General features: G+C 44.5%; 23 protein-coding genes. 8 read left to right on the forward strand and 15 right to left on the reverse strand.

The genetic code is table 11. The features are described from left to right. Window positions 1-200 precede the first annotated feature (200 nt). Window positions 201-1088: a zinc ABC transporter substrate-binding protein ZnuA gene (gene znuA / locus R7Q09_RS17670; protein ID WP_033906913.1), complete on the reverse strand. Its 888-nt coding sequence runs from the start codon at window positions 1086-1088 to the stop codon at window positions 201-203. A 78-nt stretch (window positions 1089-1166) separates the two neighbouring features. On the opposite strand from znuA, the gene znuC reads away from it, so the two are divergent. Both znuC and znuB read left to right on the forward strand, forming a co-directional pair. Beyond that, complete coding sequence (znuC, locus tag R7Q09_RS17675; protein WP_005382185.1) at window positions 1167-1955, forward strand: zinc ABC transporter ATP-binding protein ZnuC; 789 nt, start codon at window positions 1167-1169, stop codon at window positions 1953-1955. Then, window positions 1948-2733 carry a zinc ABC transporter permease subunit ZnuB gene (gene znuB, locus R7Q09_RS17680; RefSeq protein WP_005382183.1) on the forward strand — a complete coding sequence of 262 codons (786 nt, stop codon included), beginning with the start codon at window positions 1948-1950 and terminating at the stop codon, window positions 2731-2733. The genes znuC and znuB overlap by 8 nt, the downstream gene beginning before the upstream one ends. A gap of 119 nt (window positions 2734-2852) precedes the next feature. Here the strand turns inward: znuB and sucD are convergent, their stop codons facing one another. From sucD to sdhC, 8 genes are all read right to left on the reverse strand, one after another. Continuing rightward, window positions 2853-3725, reverse strand: coding sequence for a succinate--CoA ligase subunit alpha (gene sucD, locus R7Q09_RS17685; protein WP_005382181.1), 873 nt, complete (start codon window positions 3723-3725; stop codon window positions 2853-2855). Then, window positions 3725-4891, reverse strand: coding sequence for an ADP-forming succinate--CoA ligase subunit beta (sucC, locus tag R7Q09_RS17690; protein WP_005382179.1), 1167 nt, complete (start codon window positions 4889-4891; stop codon window positions 3725-3727). Before sucC ends, sucD begins: the two co-directional genes overlap by 1 nt. A gap of 213 nt (window positions 4892-5104) precedes the next feature. Further along, window positions 5105-6313: a 2-oxoglutarate dehydrogenase complex dihydrolipoyllysine-residue succinyltransferase gene (gene odhB, locus R7Q09_RS17695; protein WP_154204757.1), complete on the reverse strand. Its 1209-nt coding sequence runs from the start codon at window positions 6311-6313 to the stop codon at window positions 5105-5107. Window positions 6314-6341: 28 nt separating this feature from the next. Continuing rightward, entirely contained in the window at window positions 6342-9167 is a 2826-nt protein-coding gene (gene sucA, locus R7Q09_RS17700) for a 2-oxoglutarate dehydrogenase E1 component (RefSeq protein ID WP_005382176.1), read from the reverse strand. Between the two features lie 171 nt (window positions 9168-9338). Continuing rightward, the gene (locus R7Q09_RS17705) at window positions 9339-10049 is read right to left on the reverse strand and encodes a succinate dehydrogenase iron-sulfur subunit (RefSeq protein ID WP_005382174.1); all 711 of its coding nucleotides are present in this window, start codon (window positions 10047-10049) and stop codon (window positions 9339-9341) included. Between the two features lie 15 nt (window positions 10050-10064). Next, window positions 10065-11831, reverse strand: a complete 1767-nt coding sequence (sdhA, locus tag R7Q09_RS17710; RefSeq protein ID WP_005382172.1) for a succinate dehydrogenase flavoprotein subunit — start codon at window positions 11829-11831, stop codon at window positions 10065-10067. Continuing rightward, window positions 11832-12176 carry a succinate dehydrogenase, hydrophobic membrane anchor protein gene (sdhD, locus tag R7Q09_RS17715; protein ID WP_005382169.1) on the reverse strand — a complete coding sequence of 115 codons (345 nt, stop codon included), beginning with the start codon at window positions 12174-12176 and terminating at the stop codon, window positions 11832-11834. Continuing rightward, complete coding sequence (gene sdhC / locus R7Q09_RS17720; protein WP_017634811.1) at window positions 12170-12562, reverse strand: succinate dehydrogenase cytochrome b556 subunit; 393 nt, start codon at window positions 12560-12562, stop codon at window positions 12170-12172. The genes sdhD and sdhC overlap by 7 nt, the downstream gene beginning before the upstream one ends. Before the next feature lie 396 nt (window positions 12563-12958). On the opposite strand from sdhC, the gene R7Q09_RS17725 reads away from it, so the two are divergent. Next, complete coding sequence (locus R7Q09_RS17725; RefSeq protein ID WP_005382163.1) at window positions 12959-14248, forward strand: citrate synthase; 1290 nt, start codon at window positions 12959-12961, stop codon at window positions 14246-14248. A gap of 92 nt (window positions 14249-14340) precedes the next feature. On the opposite strand, the gene R7Q09_RS17730 is transcribed toward R7Q09_RS17725, so the two are convergent. Next, a complete protein-coding gene (locus R7Q09_RS17730; RefSeq protein WP_130546545.1) occupies window positions 14341-15099 on the reverse strand; it encodes a Nif3-like dinuclear metal center hexameric protein in 759 nt (252 codons plus the stop codon). A 232-nt stretch (window positions 15100-15331) separates the two neighbouring features. Here R7Q09_RS17730 and R7Q09_RS17735 point away from each other — a divergent pair, with 232 nt between their 5' ends. Next, window positions 15332-16105: a DUF1853 family protein gene (locus R7Q09_RS17735; protein ID WP_213876690.1), complete on the forward strand. Its 774-nt coding sequence runs from the start codon at window positions 15332-15334 to the stop codon at window positions 16103-16105. A 61-nt stretch (window positions 16106-16166) separates the two neighbouring features. Here the strand turns inward: R7Q09_RS17735 and pgm are convergent, their stop codons facing one another. Both pgm and seqA read right to left on the reverse strand, forming a co-directional pair. Then, window positions 16167-17813, reverse strand: coding sequence for a phosphoglucomutase (alpha-D-glucose-1,6-bisphosphate-dependent) (gene pgm, locus R7Q09_RS17740; RefSeq protein WP_225473934.1), 1647 nt, complete (start codon window positions 17811-17813; stop codon window positions 16167-16169). Between the two features lie 92 nt (window positions 17814-17905). Next, entirely contained in the window at window positions 17906-18448 is a 543-nt protein-coding gene (gene seqA / locus R7Q09_RS17745) for a replication initiation negative regulator SeqA (protein WP_318071052.1), read from the reverse strand. Window positions 18449-18540: 92 nt separating this feature from the next. Here seqA and R7Q09_RS17750 point away from each other — a divergent pair, with 92 nt between their 5' ends. From R7Q09_RS17750 to fldA, 3 genes are all read left to right on the forward strand, one after another. After that, window positions 18541-19308, forward strand: a complete 768-nt coding sequence (locus tag R7Q09_RS17750; protein WP_017819953.1) for an alpha/beta fold hydrolase — start codon at window positions 18541-18543, stop codon at window positions 19306-19308. Between the two features lie 112 nt (window positions 19309-19420). After that, a complete protein-coding gene (locus R7Q09_RS17755) occupies window positions 19421-19642 on the forward strand; it encodes a DUF2788 domain-containing protein (protein ID WP_005393038.1) in 222 nt (73 codons plus the stop codon). 48 nt (window positions 19643-19690) lie between these two features. Beyond that, window positions 19691-20224 carry a flavodoxin FldA gene (fldA, locus tag R7Q09_RS17760; RefSeq protein ID WP_005382146.1) on the forward strand — a complete coding sequence of 178 codons (534 nt, stop codon included), beginning with the start codon at window positions 19691-19693 and terminating at the stop codon, window positions 20222-20224. Window positions 20225-20276: 52 nt separating this feature from the next. Here the strand turns inward: fldA and R7Q09_RS17765 are convergent, their stop codons facing one another. Further along, window positions 20277-20780 (reverse strand): DUF4442 domain-containing protein, encoded by a 504-nt coding sequence (locus tag R7Q09_RS17765; RefSeq protein ID WP_005382144.1) that lies wholly within the window; start codon window positions 20778-20780, stop codon window positions 20277-20279. A 200-nt stretch (window positions 20781-20980) separates the two neighbouring features. On the opposite strand from R7Q09_RS17765, the gene fcrX reads away from it, so the two are divergent. Further along, window positions 20981-21430, forward strand: a complete 450-nt coding sequence (gene fcrX, locus R7Q09_RS17770) for a ferric iron uptake transcriptional regulator FcrX (RefSeq protein ID WP_005382141.1) — start codon at window positions 20981-20983, stop codon at window positions 21428-21430. A 221-nt stretch (window positions 21431-21651) separates the two neighbouring features. Here fcrX and glnS read toward each other — a convergent pair whose 3' ends face one another. Beyond that, window positions 21652-23322, reverse strand: coding sequence for a glutamine--tRNA ligase (gene glnS / locus R7Q09_RS17775; RefSeq protein WP_005382124.1), 1671 nt, complete (start codon window positions 23320-23322; stop codon window positions 21652-21654). A 276-nt stretch (window positions 23323-23598) separates the two neighbouring features. Next, a complete protein-coding gene (gene nagE / locus R7Q09_RS17780) occupies window positions 23599-25092 on the reverse strand; it encodes an N-acetylglucosamine-specific PTS transporter subunit IIBC (RefSeq protein ID WP_005384985.1) in 1494 nt (497 codons plus the stop codon). Window positions 25093-25346 lie beyond the last annotated feature (254 nt).

The raw sequence follows: 25346 nt of genomic DNA on the forward strand, positions 1-25346 counted from the left end.
CGAAAACCTTTTGTATCAATTTGTGCTCTGAAAGTGACCGTTCATCGTTTGTAAAACATGGATTGATACGGTTATTTTGAGCTGATAATTATTGGTAATGATATCTCAATTACTTTCTGAGAAAAGGCTCGCCTTACCAAAGGTTGTAATTCTTACTACTGGATCACGTTAAAAAGACTACTCCTACATTACGACAGCACTTAATCTGACTTTTTGTTCAAGCATTGCTCAAAACTATTCGCCATATTGTTGAGAAAAGTAAAGTAACTGCCAGGTTTTGCTTCAATTGTACTCCCTAACGGGTCAAGCTCGCCTTTAGCGACATCACTGCCTCTCATTACGCTCTGAACGACAGCCGGGGTAAACTGAGGTTCAGAAAATACACAAGCCACATCTCCACCACTTAGCTTTTGACGAATTTGAATTAAGGTCTTCGCTCCTGGCTTGCGTTCTGGGCTCACAGTAAAATGCCCCATTTGATTTAGTTCATAACGATCTTCGAAATAACCGTAAGCATCATGGAATACAAAGTAACCTTTGTTTTTTACTGGTGCCAGCTTCTGCTTTATCTGTTGGTCAGTGTCTTTTAGCTCGAGTTCAAACTTTTTGAGGTTCGCTTGATATTGAGCTGCATTTTCCGGATCAAGTGATACAAGTTGATTCACAACAGCCTTGGCCACTTGTTGTGCTTGGCTTACACCTAGCCAAAAGTGCGGATCATGTGAGCCATGATCGTGCCCATCATGGTCATGGTTGTGCTCACTATCAAATTCACGCAATTCTAGATTTGGAATTTGACTAATAGTCAAAGTATTCGATCTATCCGAAACAACTTTCTCTAGAAACGGTTCAAGATCATGTCCGTACCAGATAACCAAATCAGCCGAAGCGACCTTTTTAACATCCGATGGACGCAAAGCATAGTCATGGGGTGATGTGTTAGACTGCAATAGCACGTCTGGTGAAGTTACTCCTTGAGTAAGCTCTGTTACTAACAACTGAATAGGTTTGATACTCGTCAGTACCGTTACCGCCTGTGCTGGCAGTGTTAACATTGCTGAGGCAGCAAGAATTAATGCTCTTTTCATAGTTTTACTTGGGATATGGCGTGGAAAGTGAGATAATGTTACATTATAACATTATTGATTTGCAAATGAGTTTCATTCATGTCTTCCTTAGTCCATCTTGAGCAGTTATGCGTCGAGTTCGATGGCCGCAGAGTTCTCGATAACATTAGTATGGAATTAGAAAAGGGCAAAATAACTACCCTAATTGGTCCCAATGGAGCGGGAAAATCAACGTTAGTCAAAGTTATCTTAGGTCTTCAAAAGCCGACTAGCGGCAAGTTGAACCGACAAAGAAAACTGAAAATTGGTTACGTTCCTCAAAAGTTGAAGCTCAATGACTCCCTTCCATTGAATGTAACCCGCTTCCTAAATTTAGCAGGAAAATACAGTAAGCAGGAGTGCATTGATGCATTAAGGCTTGTTGGCGCTGAACATTTACTTAATAGTAATATGCATCGCTTATCCGGTGGTGAAAACCAACGAGTGTTACTGGCGCGCGCTCTGCTTCAGCGTCCTCAGCTGTTGGTATTAGACGAACCAGCTCAGGGTGTGGATATCCAAGGTCAAATCGATCTCTATGACTTAATTGAGAGCATTCGTCACCGCTTTGATTGTGGCGTATTTATGGTGTCGCATGACTTACATTTAGTGATGGCGAAAACGGACGATGTTATTTGTCTGCATCACCATGTTTGCTGCTCAGGTTCACCTGCCACTATTACTCAGCACCCTTCTTACATCGCACTATTTGGCAATGCTGCGAGAGAATCTCTCGCGTTTTATCATCACGACCATGAGCACCATCATCACGATTTATCCGGAACGCCAGTAAGCGGTGATGCGACATCATGCTCCCACCATAAACACGGACATCACCATCATGATTGAGTTTCTCCTACCTTCTATTCTTGCTGGTATTGGTATCGCGATCATTGCCGGTCCACTTGGGTCATTTGTCGTTTGGCGTAAAATGGCTTACTTCGGAGATACCCTAGCTCATGCATCGTTAATGGGCCTAGCGCTGGGCTTCTTGCTCAACGTAAATCTCTACCTTGCGCTACTCGTCTGCTGTTTAGCTCTGGCCGTTTTGCTTGTCACTCTGCAAAAGCAACAACTTGTGGCTACAGACACGTTGTTAGGTATCTTGGCACACAGTGCACTCTCTATCGGTTTAGTATCGGTTAGCTTTTTGGAAAACGTGCGCGTCGATTTAATGAGCTACCTATTTGGGGACTTACTTGCCGTCTCTCCACAAGATCTGATGTTTATTTACGCAGGTGTTGTTGCGGTAAGCGCGTGTTTGTACGTCTTCTGGCGCCCACTGCTTTCTAGCACTGTTAGTGAAGAACTTGCCGCTGTTGAGGGCGTGAATACAGACTTAGTTCGATTGGTGTTAATGCTAATGGTGGGTGTAGTAATCGCAGTAGGTATGAAGTTCGTTGGCGCGTTGATCATGACTTCGCTCCTAATTATCCCAGCAGCAACAGCACGTAAAGTCTCTTCATCACCAGAGCAAATGGCATTGTTCGCATCTATTATTGGCTCAGTGGCAGTACTGATGGGGCTTAGCCTATCATGGCACTTCGATACACCGGCCGGCCCTTCTGTAGTGATCAGCGCAACATCCTTATTTATGCTGAGCCAGCTGATTAAAAGCAAAGCATAATCGCATTGAGCATTAAACGCGAAAGGCCTTGCTAACAACAAACATAAATCCACTGAAACGGAAAAAGAAAAGCCTGCGAAATCGCAGGCTTTTTAATACTTATTAAGCAGTGTGGTCGATTACCAACCCGTCACTTCACGTAGACCTTGGCCAATCTCTGCTAGAGATTTCACAGTTTTAACGCCAGCCGCTTCTAGTGCAGCGAACTTGTCTTCAGCAGTACCTTTACCACCAGAGATAATCGCACCAGCATGGCCCATACGCTTACCAGGAGGCGCAGTTACACCAGCAATGTAAGAAACCACTGGCTTCGTTACATTTTCTTTAATGTATGCTGCTGCTTCTTCTTCTGCAGTACCACCGATCTCACCGATCATAACGATCGCTTCTGTCTCAGGGTCTTCTTGGAACAGTTTTAGGATATCAATGAAGTTTGAACCCGGGATTGGGTCACCACCGATACCAACACAAGTAGACTGGCCGAAACCTTCGTCAGTGGTTTGTTTAACTGCTTCGTAAGTTAGAGTACCGCTACGAGATACAATACCTACTTTGCCTTTCTTGTGGATGTGACCAGGCATGATACCGATCTTACACTCATCAGGAGTGATAACGCCCGGACAGTTAGGACCAATCATGCGAACGCCAGTTTCTTCTAGCTTCACTTTCACGTCGATCATATCTGTAGTAGGGATACCTTCAGTAATCGTTACGATTAGCTCGATACCCGCGTCAATCGCTTCTAGGATTGCATCTTTACAGAAAGGAGCTGGTACGTAGATGACTGTCGCTGTTGCACCAGTCGCTTCTACTGCTTCGCGAACTGTGTTGAATACAGGAAGACCTAGGTGAGTTTGGCCGCCTTTACCTGGAGACACACCACCAACCATTTGCGTACCGTATGCGATAGCTTGCTCTGAGTGGAAAGTACCTTGACCACCAGTGAACCCCTGACAGATTACTTTAGTGTCTTTGTTAATTAATACAGACATTATTTAGCCTCCGCAGCAGCAACAACTTTCTGAGCAGCATCAGTTAGCGACTCAGCAGCAATGATATCAACATCAGAATTAGCAAGAACTTCGCGACCTAGGTCAGCGTTAGTACCTTCAAGACGAACAACAACAGGTACGCTTACGCCTACCTCTTTAACCGCACCGATAATACCTTCTGCGATCATGTCACAACGTACAATACCACCAAAGATGTTAACAAGTACCGCTTTCACATTGTCATCAGATAGGATGATCTTGAATGCTTCAGCAACACGCTCTTTCGTCGCGCCGCCACCTACATCTAAGAAGTTAGCTGGTTTGCCGCCGTGTAGGTTTACGATATCCATCGTACCCATTGCTAGGCCTGCACCGTTAACCATACAGCCAACGTTACCGTCTAGTGCTACGTAGTTCAGCTCCCACTGAGCTGCGTGTGCTTCACGCTCATCTTCTTGTGAAGGATCGTGCATTTCACGAAGCTTAGGCTGACGATACAGTGCGTTTGAGTCGATGTTGATCTTACCGTCAAGACATAGCAAGTTGCCTTCGCCAGTAATCACAAGTGGGTTGATCTCTAGCAGAGCAAGATCGTACTGAGAAAACATAGTGCCAAGACCCATAAAGATCTTAACGAATTGTTTGATTTGGTCGCCTTCAAGACCAAGTTTGAACGCTAGCTCACGACCTTGGTAAGCTTGTGGACCTACTAGTGGGTCAATTGCTGCTTTGTGGATGAGTTCCGGCGTTTCTTCCGCAACTTTTTCAATTTCCACACCACCTTCGGTAGAAGCCATGAAAACGATCTTACGGCTAGCACGGTCAACTACCGCACCTAGGTATAGTTCGTTCGCAATATTTGAAGCTTCTTCAACAAGGATTTTTGTTACTGGCTGACCATTTGCGTCTGTTTGGTAAGTTACTAGGTTTTTACCTAACCACTTCTGTGCAAACTCTTTAACGCCTTCTTTTGTATCGTGTAGCTCTACGCCACCCGCTTTACCACGGCCACCAGCGTGAACCTGACATTTAACTACTTTCTTGGCTGTACTGATACGGCCTGCGGCTTCAAAAGCTTCTTGTGGTGTATCACACGCGTAGCCTTCTGGCACAGGCAAACCGAATTCTGCAAACAGCTGTTTGGCTTGGTATTCATGCAAATTCATTTCGATATTCCGTTTGTTTTTCCCTTAAGGGATTTATTATTTCCATAACGCTGCAGTCTTGGCTGCTTGTACGTCTGTAGGGTCTTCTCAAATCAATCCTTCATCATGAGTTCTCATACTGAAGGATTCAAATGAAGGCCAAACGTTGAGCTAGTCTAGCCATTGAAATTTTTAACGTCTAGCTACCTACGATAACTAGACGTTTTAGCGATATTAAACGTCTAATAGGAGACGTGCTGGGTCCTCTAGTAACTCTTTAATCGTTACTAGGAAACCAACTGATTCACGACCGTCAATTAGGCGGTGATCGTAAGATAACGCTAGGTACATCATCGGCAAGATTTCAACTTTGCCATCCACTGCCATCGGACGCTCTTGGATCTTATGCATACCAAGAATCGCTGATTGAGGTGGGTTGATGATTGGTGTAGACATTAGTGAACCGAACACACCACCGTTTGTGATAGTGAAGTTACCGCCCATTAGCTCGTCTACCGTTAGCTTGCCATCACGACCTTTGATAGCCAGTTCTTTGATGCCTTTTTCAACATCAGCGAAACCAAGCTTGTCACAGTCTTTTAGGACAGGTGTAACTAGACCACGTGGCGTTGATACCGCCATGCTAATGTCGAAATAGTTGTGGTAAACAATGTCATCGCCATCAATCGAAGCATTTACTTCTGGGTAACGCTTAAGCGCTTCTGTTACTGCTTTCACGTAGAAAGACATGAAGCCCAAACGAATACCGTGACGCTCTTCGAACTGATCTTTGTACTGCTTACGAAGGTCCATGATTGGTTTCATGTTCACTTCGTTAAACGTCGTTAGCATTGCCGTGTTGTTCTTCGCTTCTAGCAAACGGTTAGCAACTGTCTTACGAAGGCGAGTCATTGGAACACGTTTCTGACTACGAGCTGCTGCTGGTACGTCAACCACTGCTGGCGAGTCTTCTTTTGACGTAGATTTAGCGTTCGCAAGATGCGCTTCAATATCTTCGCGCGTAATACGACCACCAACACCAGTGCCTTTCACTTGGCTTGCTTCTAAGCCATGTTCAGCCAATAAACGGCGCACTGCTGGGCTTAGTGCGTCATTACTTTCTTCGCTAAGCGCAGCTTTGTGACGCTTATCAGGAGATGCTTCAGTACCTTCTGTTTTGTCTGCAGTTGGTTCACCTGCAACTGCGCCTGGCTTCAATTTAGCAATAATTTGTTTAGAAAGTACTGTCGCACCTTCTGCTTCAACAATAGCTTCTAAAACGCCAGCTTCCGGAGCTGGAACTTCTAGCACAACTTTGTCTGTTTCGATGTCAACCAAAACCTCGTCACGCTCTACTGCGTCGCCTGGTTGTTTGTGCCATGTCGCTACGGTTGCATCAGCAACTGATTCAGGTAAATCTGGAACCAGAATTTCAATTGTCATATCTGTTTCTTCCTTTAACTTCTAGTTCTTAATTCGAAGTTTTTGAGTTCACGTTCAGAGCGTCTTCAACCAACGCTTTTTGTTGTTTCAAGTGCACCGACATGTAGCCAACTGCTGGCGAAGCAGAAGCTGGGCGACCTGCGTATTTAAGATTTGCACCTGCAGGAATAGCGGCACGGAAGTTATGTTGGCTACAGTACCAAGCACCTTGGTTCTGAGGTTCTTCCTGACACCACACGAAGTCTTCAACGTTAGTGTATTGAGCAATTGCTGCTTGTACTTCTTCCATTGGGAATGGGTAAAGCTGTTCAATACGCACGATAGCAACATCGTCTTGCTCGTTGTTACGGCGCTGCTCTAGTAGATCAAAGTAAACCTTACCAGCACAGAACACGACACGTTTCACTTTGCTTGGTTCTAAATCATCTACTTCTGGAATTGCAGATTGGAATGTACCATCCGCCAAGTCTTCAATCGTTGAAGTACATAGAGGGTGGCGCAGCAAAGATTTCGGCGACATAACAATGAGAGGTCGACGCATTGGGCGTACAACCTGACGACGAATCATGTGGTACACCTGAGCCGGTGTTGAAGGAACCACAACCTGCATATTTTGCTCAGCACAAAGCTGAAGGTAACGCTCTAAACGTGCAGATGAGTGCTCAGGACCTTGACCTTCATAACCATGAGGTAGAAGCATAGTAAGACCGCACAAACGCGCCCACTTTTGCTCGCCTGACGAGATAAACTGGTCGATAACAACTTGTGCACCGTTGGCAAAATCACCAAACTGTGCTTCCCAGATAGTTAAACCACCTGGTTCGGCTGTTGCGTAACCGTATTCAAACGCCAACACAGCTTCTTCTGACAATACTGAGTCAAAGACTTGGAATGGTCCTTGGTTGTCATGAATATTCGCTAATGGAATGTAAGTGCTTGCATCGGTTTGGTTATGAAGAACCGAGTGACGGTGGAAGAAAGTACCACGCCCCGAGTCCTGACCAGAAAGACGAATACGCTTGCCATCGTCAACCAATGTAGCATACGCCAATGTTTCAGCCATACCCCAGTCAATAGCTTTTTCACCGGTCATCATTGCTAGACGATCGTTGTATAGCTTATTAACACGGCTTTGCAGTTTATGGCTTTCTGGGTACTGACACAGACGATTGCCTAGCTCAATAAGGCGTGTCTTGTCGTATTTTGAATCCCACTCCATATCCCATTCGTGCCCTAAGTAAGGGGACCAGTCTACAGAGTGCAACGCCATTGGACGCCATTCTTTAACAACCACTTCACCGCGATCCAATGCATCGCGATACTCATTGACTAACTGAGTCGCTGTCTCGATATCTGACTCATTTTTGTCGATCAGAACATCTGCATACAATTTGCGTGGTGTAGGATGCTTTTTGATTTTCTGGTACATCAAAGGCTGAGTCGCATTTGGCTCATCCGCCTCATTGTGGCCGTGGCGACGGTAACATACAAGATCGATCACGACATCGCGCTTGAACTCGTTACGGTAATCCAATGCAATGCGAGTAACAAAAGCAACTGCTTCTGGGTCATCTGCATTTACATGGAAAATTGGCGCCTGCACCATCTTCGCGATATCGGTACAGTACATCGTAGAACGCGTGTCACGAGGATTAGACGTCGTAAAGCCTACTTGGTTGTTGATGACGATACGCACCGTACCACCAACTTGGAACCCACGAGCAAGAGACATGTTGAACGTTTCGGCAACCACACCCTGACCAGCGATTGCAGAATCACCGTGGATGGTGATAGGAAGCACTTTGCTACCTTGATTATCACCCAAGCGGTCTTGACGTGCTCGAACTGAGCCCATGACTACCGGGTTTACGATTTCTAGGTGCGATGGGTTAAATGCAAGCGCTAAGTGAACATCACCGCCTGGAGTCGCAAAATCAGCAGAGAAACCTTGGTGATATTTCACATCACCCGTACCCCAAGTTTCGTCGTGTTTACCGGCGAACTCATCAAACAGGTCTTGAGGTTTCTTACCAAGTACGTTCACCAGCATGTTCAAACGACCGCGGTGAGCCATACCGATAACCACTTCACGCATTCCACTTGTACCCGCATGACGAATCAACTCTTTCGTCATCGGAATCAACGCATCACCACCTTCTAAAGAGAAACGTTTTGCACCTGGGAATTTCGCCCCGAGGTAACGCTCCAAACCTTCAGCGGCTGTTAGCTCTTCTAGGAATGTGCGCTTCTCATCTTTGTTGAATGATGGCTGGCCTACGACAGACTCAAGGCGTTGCTGAATCCAACGCTTTTGCTCTGTGTCAGTCATGTGCATGTATTCAGCACCGATGGAACCGCAATAAGTTTTGTTGAGGGCTTCATAGATATCTTTCAACTTCATGGTTTCTTGCCCAACAGCAAAAGAACCTACGTTGAAAGTTTCTTCGAAGTCATCTTCGGTAAGATTATGAAAAGCAGGGTCTAACTCCGCCACGGTTGGGCGTTGCCATAGACCTAGTGGGTCTAATTCTGCAGCTTCATGCCCGCGGAAACGGTATGCGTTGATTAGCTGTAGAACTTTTACTTGTTTTGCATCGACATCTGGGTCACTAACTTGGACATTGTAATGCTTTGTTTCTCTAGCGAGTCGTCGGAAGTAGTCACGGACACGTGAATGTGGTTGTTCTGCCACTTCTTCTGATGGCTTAGGCAAGCCTTCAAAAACACGTTTCCACTCCTCACTTACCAGATCGGGATCACTTAGATACAGTTCGTAGAGGTCCTCTACATACGTTGCATTGGCGCCAGCCAAGTGTGAAGACTCGAGCCATGCCTTCATCACGCCGTTGTGCATATTTTCCCTTAACCAGTAGTTTTCACGTTTGCTTCGGTCTTTGCCGAGCTATAAGAGCCGACTAAAAATACGGTCGGCAATTTTTGTATTCTTTACTCGAATATTACTGAAGCAGTGAAGCGGTCATATCGGGTGATCCGCAACACTGCGACATTCCTAAGAGCGAGTAAATTAAACCGAACGATTAACCAACATCGACTTAATGTGACCGATGGCTTTCGTCGGATTTAATCCCTTAGGACAAACACTTACACAATTCATGATGCCATGGCAACGAAAAACGCTAAATGCATCATCAAGATCAGACAAACGTTCATCTGTTGCCGTATCGCGGCTATCAATTAGCCAACGGTACGCTGCGAGAAGACCAGCTGGGCCGATGAATTTATCAGGGTTCCACCAGAATGATGGGCAAGACGTTGTACAACATGCACACATGATACATTCGTACAATCCATCTAAATGCGCACGGTCATCAGGCGATTGTAGATTCTCACGTGATGGTGGTAATGCACCATCATCAATCAAGAATGGTTTAACTTTCGCATAGTTATCATAGAACTGCGTCATGTCAACGATAAGATCGCGCACGACAGGTAACCCTGGTAGTGGACGAATAACTATCTTATCGCCTTGTAGAGCAGATAACGGTGTGATACACGCTAGGCCGTTTTTACCATTCATATTCAAACCATCAGAACCACATACCCCTTCACGGCATGAGCGACGGAACGCGATGCTTGGATCTTGCTCTTTTAGCAGAATCAATGCATCAAGCACCATCATGTCTGAGCCTTCGTCTACCTCAAGGGTATACTCTTTCATGTAAGGCTTAGTATCCACATCCGGATTGTAACGGTATAAAGAGAAGTTTAATTTCATAGTCGTATCCTCCCTTTAGTATGTACGTACTTTCGGCGGGAAAGCTTCACGATGCGTTGGCGTCATGTTCACATCACGCTTAGTCATCGCTTCTGTTTCCGGATTGTAGATAGAGTGGCATAGCCAGTTCTCATCATCACGCTCAGGGAAATCGAAACGAGCATGTGCGCCACGACTCTCTGTACGGTAGTTCGCTGCAACGGCAGTTGAAAACGCGGTTTCCATCAGGTTATCAAGTTCTAGACACTCGATACGCTGCGTGTTGAACTCTGAAGACTTGTCCGCTAGATGCGCGTCTTTCAAACGTTCGCGAATCACTTTCAACTCTTCTAGACCGGTTGCCATCGCATCGCCTTCACGGAATACCGAGAAGCTGTTTTGCATGCATGCTTGTAGGTCTTTACGAATCTGAACTGGATCTTCACCACCAGTGCTGTTTTCCCAACGCATAGTACGCGCTAGAGACGCTTCAATATCAGATTCTGTTGCAGGACGAGCTTCCGCTTGCGCTGCTAGCGTTTCGCCAAGGTGCAAGCCAGTAGCACGACCAAAGACGACCAAGTCTAGTAATGAGTTGCCGCCCAGACGGTTAGCACCGTGTACCGATACAGAAGCAATCTCACCACATGCGTAAAGGCCTTGTACTTCCATCTCGCTACCGTCGGCCTTCTGCTTAATTGCTTGGCCAGAGACTTGAGTAGGTACACCACCCATCATGTAGTGACAAGTTGGAATTACTGGAATTGGCTCTTTCACAGGGTCAACGTGTGCAAATGTACGAGACAGTTCACAGATACCTGGTAGACGTGATTCAAGTACTTCTTTACCAAGGTGATCAAGTTTCAACTTGATATGTGGACCCCAAGGACCATCACAGCCGCGGCCTTCACGAATTTCAATCATCATTGAACGAGCAACCACGTCACGACCAGCAAGGTCTTTCGCGTTTGGTGCGTAGCGCTCCATGAAGCGTTCACCATCTTTATTTAGAAGGTAACCACCTTCACCACGACAACCTTCCGTCACTAGAACACCCGCGCCAGCAATACCTGTTGGGTGGAACTGCCACATTTCCATGTCTTGCATTGGAACGCCTGCGCGAAGTGCCATACCAACGCCATCACCCGTGTTGATGTGCGCGTTAGTGGTCGATGCGTAAATACGACCTGCACCACCTGTAGCTAGAATGGTTGCTTTTGATTTGAAGTAACAGATTTCACCCGTTTCCATACAAATCGCAGTACAACCCATGATTGCGCCGTCTTGGTTTTTCACAAGATCCAAAGCGTACCACTCCGAGAAGATGGTTGTTTTGTGTTTTACGTTTTGCTGGTAAAGCGTGTGAAGAAGTGCGTGACCAGTACGGTCTGCAGCAGCGGCTGTACGAGCAGCCTGCTCACCACCAAACTCTTTAGATTGACCACCGAATGGACGTTGGTAGATGGTACCGTTATCAAAACGAGAGAATGGAAGACCCATTTTTTCAAGCTCGATAACTGACTCAGGACCATTTTTACACATGTATTCAATCGCGTTCTGGTCACCGATGTAGTCGGAACCTTTAACGGTATCGTACATGTGCCATTGCCAATCGTCTTTGTGCGAGTTACCCAGAGCAACAGTAATGCCACCCTGTGCAGACACAGTATGAGAACGTGTTGGAAATACTTTTGACAACAAAGCACATGATAGGCCTTGTTCTGAAATTTGTAGTGCAGCGCGCATACCTGCACCACCAGCGCCGATTACTACGGCATCAAACTCACGAACTGGAATAGACACTTACGCACCCCACAGAATAAATAGACCAGAGAAGACATAGCCGAATAGCACGGCAATAACACCAAGTTGTAGTGCGCCACGTAGTTTCGCGCACTTAATGTAATCAGTTAATACCTGCCACAAACCAACCCAAGCGTGAATCAGGATCGAGACAAGTGCCAACATGGTGAATACTTTAGTGAAGGTACCACCAAAGAATTGGGTCCAAGATGCGTAAGAGATATCTGAAAATGCACAGAAGCTAATCAGATAAATCGTGTATAGCGTCATAATGATTGCAGTTGCACGAATTAGTAGGAAATCGTGTACACCATTACGACCAAATGAAGATACGTGTTTTACCATACCAAGATCCCCGCCAATAATGATAATACTGCTGTTGCACCAAACGCGACTTTAGCGCTCATCGTGCCTGAATCTAGTTCTTCAAAGTGACCTAGATCCATCAATAAGTGACGGATACCACCTGCGATGTGGTAGGCAAGTGCAGTAAGAATTCCCCACAGGATGAATTTTACGAAGAAGCTATCGACGATGTCAGCGGCTTCCATAAAACCCATTGGGGATGACAGAGAAATGGATAGTAACCACAGTAATATACCCACCGCAACAAACGTAATTACCCCAGACACACGGTGTAGGATGGATGCGATTGCTGTGATAGGAAAGTGGATGGTCTGTAAATCTAAATTAACAGGTCTTGACTTTCTTTCTTTCACGGGCTTGCTCACTCAGCTCCATTGAGCATTTATTGTTATAACCAATTTCAGCTTCCAAACGTACAAAAGTTAACATCTATTTAACAAATATCGCGAGTAACCACCCAGATAATTGTAAACAATTTGTTAACAAACGGAATCCAGCAACAAACCTCACACTTTGTTTCTAGCCCCGAATTTATAAGGATTTAACTAAAATTTTCTTTGCCAATATACGGCGAGCAACATTCTAATACAATTGGTGTAACAAATTATGCTACATAGAACAGATTTTTAACGATTTTCATGAGAAAAATCATAACAAGTGCACACAAAGATGGAGAAAAATTGACTTTAAGCTTTAACAACAGTACAAAAATGGCACATAAACATCCTGGACGGATTAAATAATAAACAAAGGAGATTGTTATGGCGGATAAGAAAGCGACCCTTCATGTTGAAGGTCAAGCGCCAATCGAACTGCCAATTATGGACGGTACGCTAGGTACACCTGTAATTGACGTTCGTAAGCTGGGAGCCAATGGTTACTTTACTTTTGACCCAGGTTTTCTTGCCACTGCATCTTGTGAATCATCAATCACGTACATCGATGGCGGCAAAGGTATTCTTTTGCACCGCGGTTTCCCGATTGATCAATTAGCCAATAACGCAGATTACTTAGAAGTATGTTACATCCTTCTTTATGGTGAAGCCCCTACCCGAGAACAATACGAGCAATTCAAAACGACCGTTACTCGTCACACAATGGTACACGAGCAAATCGCAAGCTTTTTCCATGGCTTCCGACGCGATGCTCACCCAATGGCGGTAATGTGTGGTGTAGTTGGAGCACTTGCAGCCTTCTATCACGACTCTCTTGACATTAACAACGACGAACACCGCGAAATTGCAGCGTACCGTCTGCTGTCAAAAATGCCAACACTGGCGGCGATGTGTTACAAATACTCTATCGGTCAGCCATTTATTTACCCTCGTAACGACCTTAGCTACGCAGAGAACTTCTTGCATATGATGTTCGCAAACCCTTGCGAAGAGTATGAAGTAAATCCTGTGGTTGCCCGTGCGATGGATAAGATTTTCACTCTACACGCGGATCACGAACAGAATGCGTCGACATCAACTGTTCGTCTAGCTGGCTCTTCTGGTGCGAACCCATTTGCATGTATTGCCGCTGGTATTGCATCCCTTTGGGGACCTGCTCACGGTGGTGCAAACGAAGCCTGCTTGAGAATGCTAGAAGAGATTGGCAGCGTCGATAACATCCCTGAATATGTAGACCGCGCGAAAGACAAAGATGACCCATTCCGCTTAATGGGCTTTGGTCACCGCGTTTACAAGAACTACGACCCACGTGCGACAGTAATGCGCGAAACGTGTCATGAAGTTCTCAAAGAGCTAAACATTCAAGACCCTCTGCTAGACGTTGCAATGGAACTTGAGCGCATTGCGCTTTCTGATGAGTACTTCGTGTCTAAGAAGCTGTACCCGAACGTAGACTTCTACTCAGGTATCATTCTTAAAGCGATTGGTATTCCAGTTTCTATGTTTACGGTTATCTTCGCGATTTCTCGTACCATCGGCTGGATTGCTCACTGGAACGAAATGCACAGCGATCCACTGAACCGCATCGGTCGTCCTCGTCAGCTATACACTGGCGAAACACAACGTGAGTTTTCTCCACTTCACGAACGTGAATGATCTTTTAGTACGAAGATAGAAAAACAAAAGGGTTGAGATTTTCGTCTCAACCCTTTTTTCTTTTTTGCGTTTAACGTTATTAATGGAGAACGCTAAACCGGATTATCAATATCGATAAACTCCACATGTAGGCCATATTCATCCGCTAGCCATTTGCCTAAAGCCTGAACACCATAACGCTCAGTAGCATGATGACCTGCAGCATAGTAATGAATGTCCATTTCACGAGCGGTATAAGTGGTGCGCTCTGAAATTTCTCCAGAGATAAATGCATCCAGCCCGTGCTGTACAGCAAGTTCAATGAAATCCTGCCCTCCACCAGTGCACCAGCCGACTGTCTCAATCATCTTATCGGTATTCTCTGGAGCGATATGCAGAGGCTCTCTATCAAGAACTTGGTTGATCTTACTCGCAAATTCAACACCAGACATCGGCTTTTTCAAGCGCCCAAACATAGCAACTGACTGAGGGTGCCCTTCAAGCCCCCCTTCTACTTCGATTTCAAGTAAGCGAGCTAATTCAGCGTTGTTGCCTAGCTCTGGATGAATATCTAGAGGAAGGTGATAACCATATAAGTTGATATCGTTTTTGATCAGACTACGAATTCGTTTACCTTTCATGCCACGAATTGGCTCAGGCTCACCTTTCCAAAAATAGCCATGATGAACAAGCAATGCGTCTGCATTAAGCTCAATCGCTTTATCGATTAAGGCTTGAGAGGCGGTTACGCCAGTGATAACACGCTTTACCGCCGATTTCCCTTCTACCTGTAACCCATTTGGTGCGTAATCTTTAATTAACTGCGGTGACAGTTTGTCATTAAGAATCTGTTCTAGCTTTAAGTTATTCATTATTACTTCCAATTTCTAGCGCATGTAAACCTAAATAACCTCTCGATGGAATCAGACGAAAGAGTGCAACCTAGTTGATACAACAACGTTTTTGACATCTGGCACCTTGATATCATTTAGGTCTTTACAGTGTATCTCGAACCCTAATATCGATGCTAGCCACCCTACCCTCAAAAGCAAATTTAGTTACAATAACAAAGCTTGTCGCCTCACCATAAATTTAGGGATACGGATGAACCAACTACAACGCTTTTACCAATGGATCGCCACTTCACCTCCGCTTTTCAAGTTAACCCCTCCGTTTGCAACCTTAGAAGATGTCTCGGTCAAACCTTTGAATAGCTCAGAACAATACAATGGTAATCCGAGACTGGGTTTTTTATATCAGCACCTATGCACTGCGGCTCTTTCTAATTCAGAACGATATCAGATTATTGCCGAAGAAATTCAGTTAAACGACGCGGAAGGTAAGACCATTGGTGCTGTCGATTTGGTGTTGAGGAATACAGAATCAAATCAGATAGAACATTGGGAAGTGGCGATTAAGTTTTATCTTCTTTACAACGGCATTTGGTATGGCCCGAATGCTCACGACCAGTTACATGCAAAATTGCATAGAATGCTCACGCATCAGCTGAAAATGAGCGATCGCCCGGAATTTCAAAAAATAATTCCTTTAAACGACTCTCCAGAAGAGCGCCTAATGATGCAAGGACGACTCTATATTAATCCGTTTACTCCAGAGCCAACTCCTAAGGAGTGCTTGGGTTATGAATTAAATCCAAGTCAGATTAGTGGTTACTGGTGCTATCAAAGTCAATGGGATTTAATTGGTAAACCCCTTTATCATTTACATAAACCATGCTGGGCGATCGGTACAGACGATTTCTCTCAACCTATTGAAAAGCCTTTAGATCGATTCATACACGCACAAACGGAAGACGGTCAATTCTGGTTTGTGGTACCAGATTCATGGCCCGGAGATAAAGCGGTTCGGGGCACTTAAACATGAAAGGGTTGATGTTTTCACATCAACCCTTTGCTAGATACATTGACCATTGGATGTTTTACAAACCAGCGGCTGCAAATACTTGATTAACTATTTCTTGTGCTTCAGCTTCGATTTGTTTCAGATGTTCTTCACCTTTGAAGCTTTCACAGTAAATCTTGTAGATATCTTCTGTACCTGATGGACGAGCAGCGAACCAACCGTTAGCTGTCGTTACTTTAAGGCCACCAATCGCAGCACCATTGCCTGGTGCATGCGTTAGACGAGCAGTGATCTCATCACCTGCTAGAGTTTCAGCCGCAACCATTTCTGGTGACAACTTCTTCAATACGTCTTTTTGTGGGCCATTTGCTACAGCTTGAATACGGTTGTACTTCGACTCACCGTGCTTCGCCGCTAGCTCTTCATAGTAATCTTGTGGGTTCTTACCCGTTACCGCAGTGATCTCTGCTGCTAGAAGGCATAGCAAGATGCCATCTTTGTCTGTTGACCAAGGCTTGCCATCTTTACGAAGGAAAGACGCACCAGCACTTTCTTCGCCGCCGAAACCAAACTTACCAGTGTACAGACCGTCTACAAACCATTTGAAACCAACAGGCACTTCACATAGCTCACGACCTAGATCCGCAACAACACGGTCAATCAGCGCACTTGAAACTAGTGTTTTACCAACAGCGACATCTTTACCCCACTCGTCACGATGACGGTACAAGTAGTCAATACAAACGGCTAAGAAGTGGTTCGGGTTCATCAAACCTTTTGGCGTAACGATACCGTGACGGTCGTAGTCAGGATCGTTACCAAATGCTAAATCGTATTCGTCTTTCAGTGCCAATAGACCCGCCATTGCGTAAGGAGAAGAACAGTCCATACGCACAACGCCGTCTTTATCTAGCGACATGAATTGGAAAGAAGGATCGATCGATTCACTTACTAGCGTTAGGTCTAGGTTGTATGCCTGACCAATTTGACGCCAGTAATCGATACCGCTGCCACCCAATGGATCTACACCAATCTTCAGGTTCGCTTTTTGGATTGCTTCCATATCGATAACGTTCACCAGGTCATCAATGTATGGCTTCACCAAGTCCATCTCTACAAACAGATCCGATGCTTTTGCTTCTGCTAGTGGTAGGCGTTTCACACCTTGTAAACCTTCAGCAATCAGTTCGTTCGCACGATCTTCGATAGCTTGAGTCAACTCTGCTTCTGCAGGACCACCATGTGTCGGATTGTATTTGATACCGCCGTCTTGTGGTGGGTTATGTGATGGGGTAATAACGATACCGTCTGCTTTTTCATCGTGTTTGATGTTGTAAGTCAGAATCGCGTGTGAAATACCCGGTGTTGGCGTGTAACCGTTGTCTTGTTGGACAATCACTCTCACACCATTTGCAATCAGTACTTCAATCACACTTGAGAAAGCAGGCTCAGATAGCGCATGCGTGTCTTTACCCACAAACAACGGGCCAATTGTGCCTTGCTCAGCACGAACTTCTGCTACCGCTTGAGCGATCGCTAAAATGTGGTTTTCGTTAAAAGTGTGCTTGTCTGCAGTACCGCGGTGGCCAGAAGTACCAAATTGAACTTTGTGTTCTGCGTTTGCCGCGTCTGGTTGAAGTAAGAAGTAGTTAGCAACGAGTGCTGGGATATTGTGAAGATCTTCCTGCTGCGCTTTTTGCCCAGCACGAGGGTGCATAGCCATGTTTGACATCCTTTCTTTAAATACAAATAAAATTAAAAAAGCCTCATAATATCCGCTCACTGCGACGCATTATGAGGCTTCTATCAGGTTTCTTAGATTGAACCTGTTACTTTTTCTATTAAGTCAGGTTGGAACCCCATGTGTGCCATCACTTGTTCAACCATCTGTCTTTTACGACTTGTATTGTTATTCGTGATAACCCAAAACGGTGTACCAGGAATGGCTTTTGGCTTGGTCGTATTACCGTTTGCTAGCAAGGTTTCTTCATTATCTGCAAAGTACACGCGTTTGCGTCCTTTTACATTCGTAGCCTGGGCGAAACCTTCTGGATTCAATTTATGTAAGGTCGATAATACTAACATAAAGCGATCAATCGCTTTTTTTAGACTGGCAAACTCATCAGAAATAAGCAGCGAACGCATTTCTTTCACTACATCAACAGATTCCGTTTTACCCGCATCTTTACTTACTACAATCCCTTGTGGCTTCTCTACTACAGGCGCGGCTTTAGCTTCCTGCAACTGACCATCAAGGTTTAAAAGGCGTCGCAAAATATCCGAGGCGCTTTCACCGATATGCTTAGTTTGACTAGCTATATAACGGTATAGATCCTCATCAACCTCAATTGTTTTCATTCGCTTTTCACATTCTCAATGTTTAAACTCTGGGGGATTATAACGAGATCCACGCGGATACTCCACGTTAAACCCATCACGAATAAGATAAAATGTCAGCATTACTCAACTATAAGCAGGAAGGCCAAGGCCAAACAGTTGTTTTGATTCACGGATTGTTTGGTAGTTTAAGTAATCTGGGTCTACTCGCCCGCGATCTTATTAAAGATCACACGGTGATCAGTATTGATCTGAGAAATCACGGCCTCTCTTTCCACTCCGAAGTCCATAACTATACCGATATGGCAAAAGATGTGGCTCAGCTCCTTCAGCACTTAAACGTTGAACCATCTATTGTTATTGGTCACTCCATGGGCGGAAAAGTCGCGATGGCTCTTGTGGACATTGCTCCAAATGTAGTCAAGCAGTTAGTCGTTCTCGACATGGCGCCTGTTGCCTACACTACGAACCGTCACGATAATGTTTTTAACGGCTTACATGCTGTTATTAATGAAAAACCAGCAAATCGACAGCAAGCCATGGATATCCTAGCTCAACATATTGAACTCGATGGTGTAAGACAATTTCTCTCTAAATCACTGTACAAAAATGGCGATAAGATGGATTGGCGGTTTAACGTACCGAGCCTTTTTGAGAATTATGACCAAATTATTGGCTGGCAAGAAATCACACCAACAGATATCCCAACTTTATTTATCAAAGGCGGCGACTCTGACTACTTAATGCCAGAACATCAGCCAGCAGTGAAGCGACAATTTAACCATGCTAAAGCACACATTATCGCTGGCACTGGTCACTGGTTACACGCCGAGAAACCGACAGAAGTAATGAGAGTCATTCGAAAATACATTTCGAGTTAACAAATTCGAAAAGCAACACTAGATTATTGAAATAACCCTTCTTGTAGTGCATTAACTTTACCGTTTAACAGTGGTATAGTGCGCCCAAGATTTTTCGGCATGAAGGGCTAAAATGCTTTACGACTATATGGATATGCTCGAGTCTATTGGACTCGATCTTCTTTTTGCTGCTATCTTTTTTTTCATCGGGATGGCGATAAAAGATGTGCTAAAGCAAGGCAATGTACCTGTTTTTGGTCGTCGTATTGTGTGGTTAGTCCTTTTCCTAGGCTGTGCTGGCTTTATTGCAAAAGGTGTAATTCAGCTAACTTGGGAAGGCTCAGGGTTAGGTTAAACCCTTAGTAGCATCGCCAATAACAAACAATGTAAAGGTATAGACTCTATGGCAAGTGTAGGTATCTTCTTCGGTAGCGACACAGGTAATACTGAAGCCGTTGCAAAGATGATTCAAAAGCAACTAGGTAAACATCTAGTTCACGTTCAAGACATCGCGAAAAGCAGCAAAGAAGACATTGATAACTTCGATCTTCTTCTTCTAGGTATCCCAACTTGGTACTACGGCGAAGCACAATGTGATTGGGATGACTTCTTCCCTGAGCTTGAGCAAATCGACTTCTCTACTAAGCTAGTGGCTATCTTTGGCTGTGGCGACCAAGAAGACTACGCAGAATACTTCTGTGACGCGATGGGCACAGTCCGTGATATCGTTGAATCTAAAGGCGGCACAATTCTTGGCCATACCTCGACAGAAGGCTACGAATTTGAAGCGTCTAAAGCACTTGTTGAAGGTGACGAAAGCCAATTCGTAGGTCTATGTATTGATGAAGACCGCCAACCAGAATTGACTGACGAGCGTGTTGAAAGCTGGGTTAAACAGATCTATGAAGAGATGTGTTTAGCTGAGCTAGAAGGCTAATCAAATTGAATGATGCAAAGACCTCCACTTGGAGGTCTTTTTGTATGTATTGTCACACAGCATCGGTAAGTACTTCCTCTTCGCGATACTGAGGTTTCTTTCTTACATAAAGCTTGCGTTGAACCTCTGAAACCACATTCCCCTGTTTATCTTTTACATGAGTAATAAACTCAGGAAAACACTTTTCTCCATTCCGTGTCATTTGATAAATGTTTTCCAGCATCCCTTCAGTGACCTCAAATTCTGCAAACAAATCACTTTGCCCCGGCTTAATAAAGTTAATGCTTGCCTCTTTATCCCACACATAATATTCCTCTCGTAGAATCCCCATCAGCATCAACGAGTAAATAGGATCAGTTAAAGAGAAAATACTGCCGCCATATTGGGTGCGATTGGCATTTTTATTCCACCAGCGAAGCTTTAAACGTACCTTTACAGTACGGAAGTCTTGAGAAATATGTAAGATTTTAATACCCGCCCCCCAAAAAGGAGGCCAAATATTGAGTGCGAACTTTACAATTCCTGGTTTGTATATCTTCGCTAGTCGCCTATTCATCGCTATCCCTGCCCTCTCCAAGCTTAATGTTACACAATTGTAACTGGTCAGAGCTGTAATATAATGGACCTGTTTCTAATTTACAAAAAGATTCTATTAACCCTTTGAAGTTCGTGGTTTAATGTTCCGAACGCTTATCCTATAATGGTAGGAAGATTGAATTCTGTTAAATCGCTGCAGATGATCCAACGGGAAAGTATATGTCAGATAATAATCAGGCGCTGAAGGATGCGGGTTTAAAAGTAACCCTTCCGAGGCTAAAAATTCTAGAAGTACTTCAGCAGCCAGACTGCCAGCACATCAGTGCTGAAGATTTGTACAAAAAGTTGATTGATCTAGGTGAAGAAATTGGCCTAGCAACTGTTTACCGAGTTCTAAACCAGTTCGACGATGCTGGTATTGTAACTCGTCACCACTTTGAAGGTGGAAAGTCAGTCTTCGAATTATCGACTCAACATCACCACGACCACCTAGTGTGCCTAGACTGTGGTGAGGTAATTGAATTTTCTGACGATCTTATTGAAGAACGTCAAAAAGAGATTGCAGCTAAGTACAATGTCACACTAACAAACCACAGCTTATACTTGTACGGCAAGTGTAGCGATGGTGGTTGTAAAGACAATCCAGATGCACACAAACCGAAAAAATAAGGGTTTGTTAATTTAAAAAGTAAACGCCAGCACATGCTGGCGTTTTTTGTTTCTAGAAGTAAGTACCTTAGACGTCAGCACTTTGGTTACAGAACAAAAGCTACTAAACGCCCATCTTTTTCTCCACAGTCTTGCACATCTATATAGCGCTCTGTGGGAGTAGGTATAAAAAATGCCAGCGTTTGCTGGCATTTTTTCATCATTCTCAGCATTAATCGAGATTATTGATTCTCAATTTTTGCCCAGGTATCACGTAGACCGACCGTGCGGTTGAATACTAGATTATCTGCTGAAGAGTCTTTCGAGTCTGCACAGAAGTAACCCATACGTTCAAACTGGTAACCTTTTTCTGCTTCTGCAGAAGCTAGGCTAGGCTCGACAAAGCCATTGATCACAACTAATGATTCAGGGTTGATAGTAGAAGCAAAATCTTCCGCTGCGCCTGGGTTTGGCACCGTAAATAAACGATCGTACAGACGAATTTCCGCTGGAAGAGCTTTATCAGCTGACACCCAATGAATAACGCCTTTCACTTTACGACCATCTGCTGGGTTTTTACCTAGCGTATCTGCATCGTAAGAACAGAAGATCGTTGTGATGTTGCCTTCGGCATCTTTTTCAACGCGCTCAGCTTTGATCACGTAAGCACCACGTAAACGAACTTCTTTACCTAGCACTAAACGCTTGTACTTTTTGTTCGCTTCTTCACGGAAGTCTTCACGCTCAATCCACAATTCACGCGTGAATGGCACTTCACGCACGCCCATTTCAGGTTTATTTGGGTGGTTGGCAACTGTCAAGTTTTCTACTGCGCCTGCTTCAAAGTTTTCGATAACAACTTTAACAGGATCCAGTACAGCCATTGCACGCGGAGCGTTCTCGTTTAGGTCATCACGAATACAAGATTCTAATGAACTAAACTCGATCATATTTTCTTGCTTCGTTACACCAATACGCTTACAAAACTCACGAATAGATGCAGGTGTGAAGCCACGACGACGCAGACCTGAGACAGTCGGCATACGTGGATCATCCCAACCATTAACCAGTTTTTCAGTAACTAGCTGGTTAAGCTTACGCTTAGACATCACTGTGTATTCAAGGTTTAAACGACTGAACTCGTATTGATGTGGACGGCTTTCGATCGTGATGTTGTCTAGAACCCAATCGTACAGACGACGGTTATCCATGAATTCAAGCGTACAAATAGAGTGCGTAATGCCTTCTAATGCATCAGAAATACAGTGCGTAAAGTCGTACATTGGGTAAATGCACCACTTATCACCAGTTTGGTGGTGCGTAGCAAAACGCACACGGTATAAAACTGGATCGCGCATGACCATGAATGAAGAACCCATGTCGATTTTAGCACGAAGACACGCTTTACCTTCTTCAAATTCACCAGCGCGCATTTTTTCAAACAACGCCAAGTTCTCTTCAACAGAACGGTCACGGTATGGACTTGGTTTACCTGGCGCCTTTAGTGTGCCGCGGTATTCACGAATTTGCTCTGGACTTAGCTCATCTACATACGCTAAGCCTTTGTTAATCAATTCAATTGCATATTCGTAAAGCTTATCGAAGTAGTTTGATGAGTAACATACTTCACCACTCCACTCAAAGCCCAACCAGTTTACATCTTTCTTGATAGACTCAACGTATTCGATGTCTTCTTTTTCAGGGTTTGTATCGTCGAAACGCAGATTACATTGACCCTGGTAGTCCTGAGCAATACCGAAGTTCAAACAGATAGACTTAGCATGACCGATATGCAGGTAGCCATTTGGCTCCGGCGGGAATCGAGTATGCACGCTAGTGTGTTTACCATCCGCTAGATCTTTATCAATGATCTGGCGAATAAAGTTTGATGGACGAGCATCAGCTTCACTCATCTATAGCACCTCAAAAATATTAGTATTGTCAGAGAAAACGGAACCCTGTATCCAAGTATGGTTTCACAGAGTACATTGTTCCTAATGATCCACAATTCTAAGCAATTAGACAACAAGAACTCGCTCTAAAACGACAATATTTATCGAGTTGGCGTGAAAGCAAAGCAGATTCAAAGGGCCTAAACGAAAAAAGGCCTCCTGCGGAGGCCTTTTGCGATGTTGTAGTATCAATTGTTTGCAATACCAATAACAAACAATCGCACCACTATTAAACAGTTAAGCTGGTAACTGAACACCACTTAAGTCTTCATCTTTAGATACATTCTTCATCTCACCAGCAACAATCTCTGCTAGTGGACCAAGGATAACTTGTAGGTTGTTTGTACCTAGCTTCACAACTCCCATAGCTCCAAGATCTTTCAGAGTTTTCTCATTGATAACGCTCATATCTTTCACAGAAAGGCGCAAACGAGTAATACAGGCATCGATAGAACTTAGGTTGTCATGACCGCCAAGTGCTTTCAAGTACTGACGAGCAAGCTCTGAAGAATTGCTTGATCCAGCCACGTTAGATGAAGCTTCTTCATCATCTTCACGTCCCGGTGTTTTAAGGCCAAACTTAACAATCACGGTACGGAACACGAAGTAGTAAACCGCAAAGAAACCAAGACCTTGTACAATGAGCATGTACCAGTTTACCGCTAGCGGGTTACGAGTCGACAATACTAAGTCGACTAAACCAGCAGAGAAACCGAAACCTGCAATCCACTGCATTGATGCCGCGATATAAACTGATAGACCAGTCAGCGCTGCGTGAAGAACGTACAGTCCTGGAGCAAGGAACATGAATGCAAATTCAAGTGGTTCTGTTACACCTGTAAAGAATGAAGCAAACGCAGCTGCAATCATGATAGATGCCACTTTCTCTTTATTCTTTGATTTCGCAGTATGGTACATCGCTAGAGCAGCGCCTGGTAAACCAAACATCATGATTGGGAAGAAGCCCGCTTGGTACATCCCCGTAACACCTACCGTTGCCGTGCCTTCAGCTAATGATTTCGCACCGCCAAGGAAGTTTGGAATGTCATTAATACCAGCAACATCAAACCAGAACACTGAGTTTAGTGCATGGTGCAGACCAACAGGAATTAGAAGACGGTTGAAGAATGCGTAAACACCTGCACCTGCTTCACCCATACCTTGAATGCTTTCACCAAAACTGACCAGACCGCCGTAAACTGATGGCCAAACGTACATCAGGATGAACGCAATAACGATACCAGCAAAAGACGTTAGGATCGGTACAAGACGCTTGCCAGAGAAAAACGCCAGTGCTTTGTGCAGCTCTACGTGAGAAAAACGGTTGTACAACTCAGCAGAAACAATACCAACCAAGATACCGACGAACTGGTTATTGATTTTACCAAATGCAGCAGGTACTTCACTTGGGTCAATGCCTTGAATTTGTGATACTGCACCAGGGGCCAAAAGCGTTGTGACAACTAAGAAGCCCACGAAGCCTGAAAGTGCAGCGGCGCCATCTTTGTCTTTAGACATTCCGTAAGCAACACCAACAGCGAACAATACTGACATGTTGTCAATGATCGCTGCACCAGCTTTAATAAGAAATGCAGCAAGTGCACTGTTTGCGCCCCAGCCATTTGGGTCGATCCAGTAGCCAATACCCATGAGTATTGCTGCTGCAGGAAGTGTGGCAACCGGCACCATAAGCGCCTTACCCACCTTCTGGAAGTATCCGAGAATGTTCACCTTAAGTTCCCCCTATAGGATTAGATGTTATGTTGAATGACTTATTTCAGCCGTCCAATTTAGTCATCCTAAGTTTATGATATTAATTTTGCTCCGCAAATTAAAAGCTCACCGTTTGTGATCATAATCACCACAATTTGCCCTTTCGGAAGGTTTTTGCTAGCGAGATCATAAAACTTATTTTATTATACGAAAAAATGGCGTTTTAAAGATAATATTCTCGCACTTTATGCAAGGCAGAATCAGTGTTATTT

It is taken from the genome of Vibrio sp. 2130-1, from assembly GCF_033339515.1.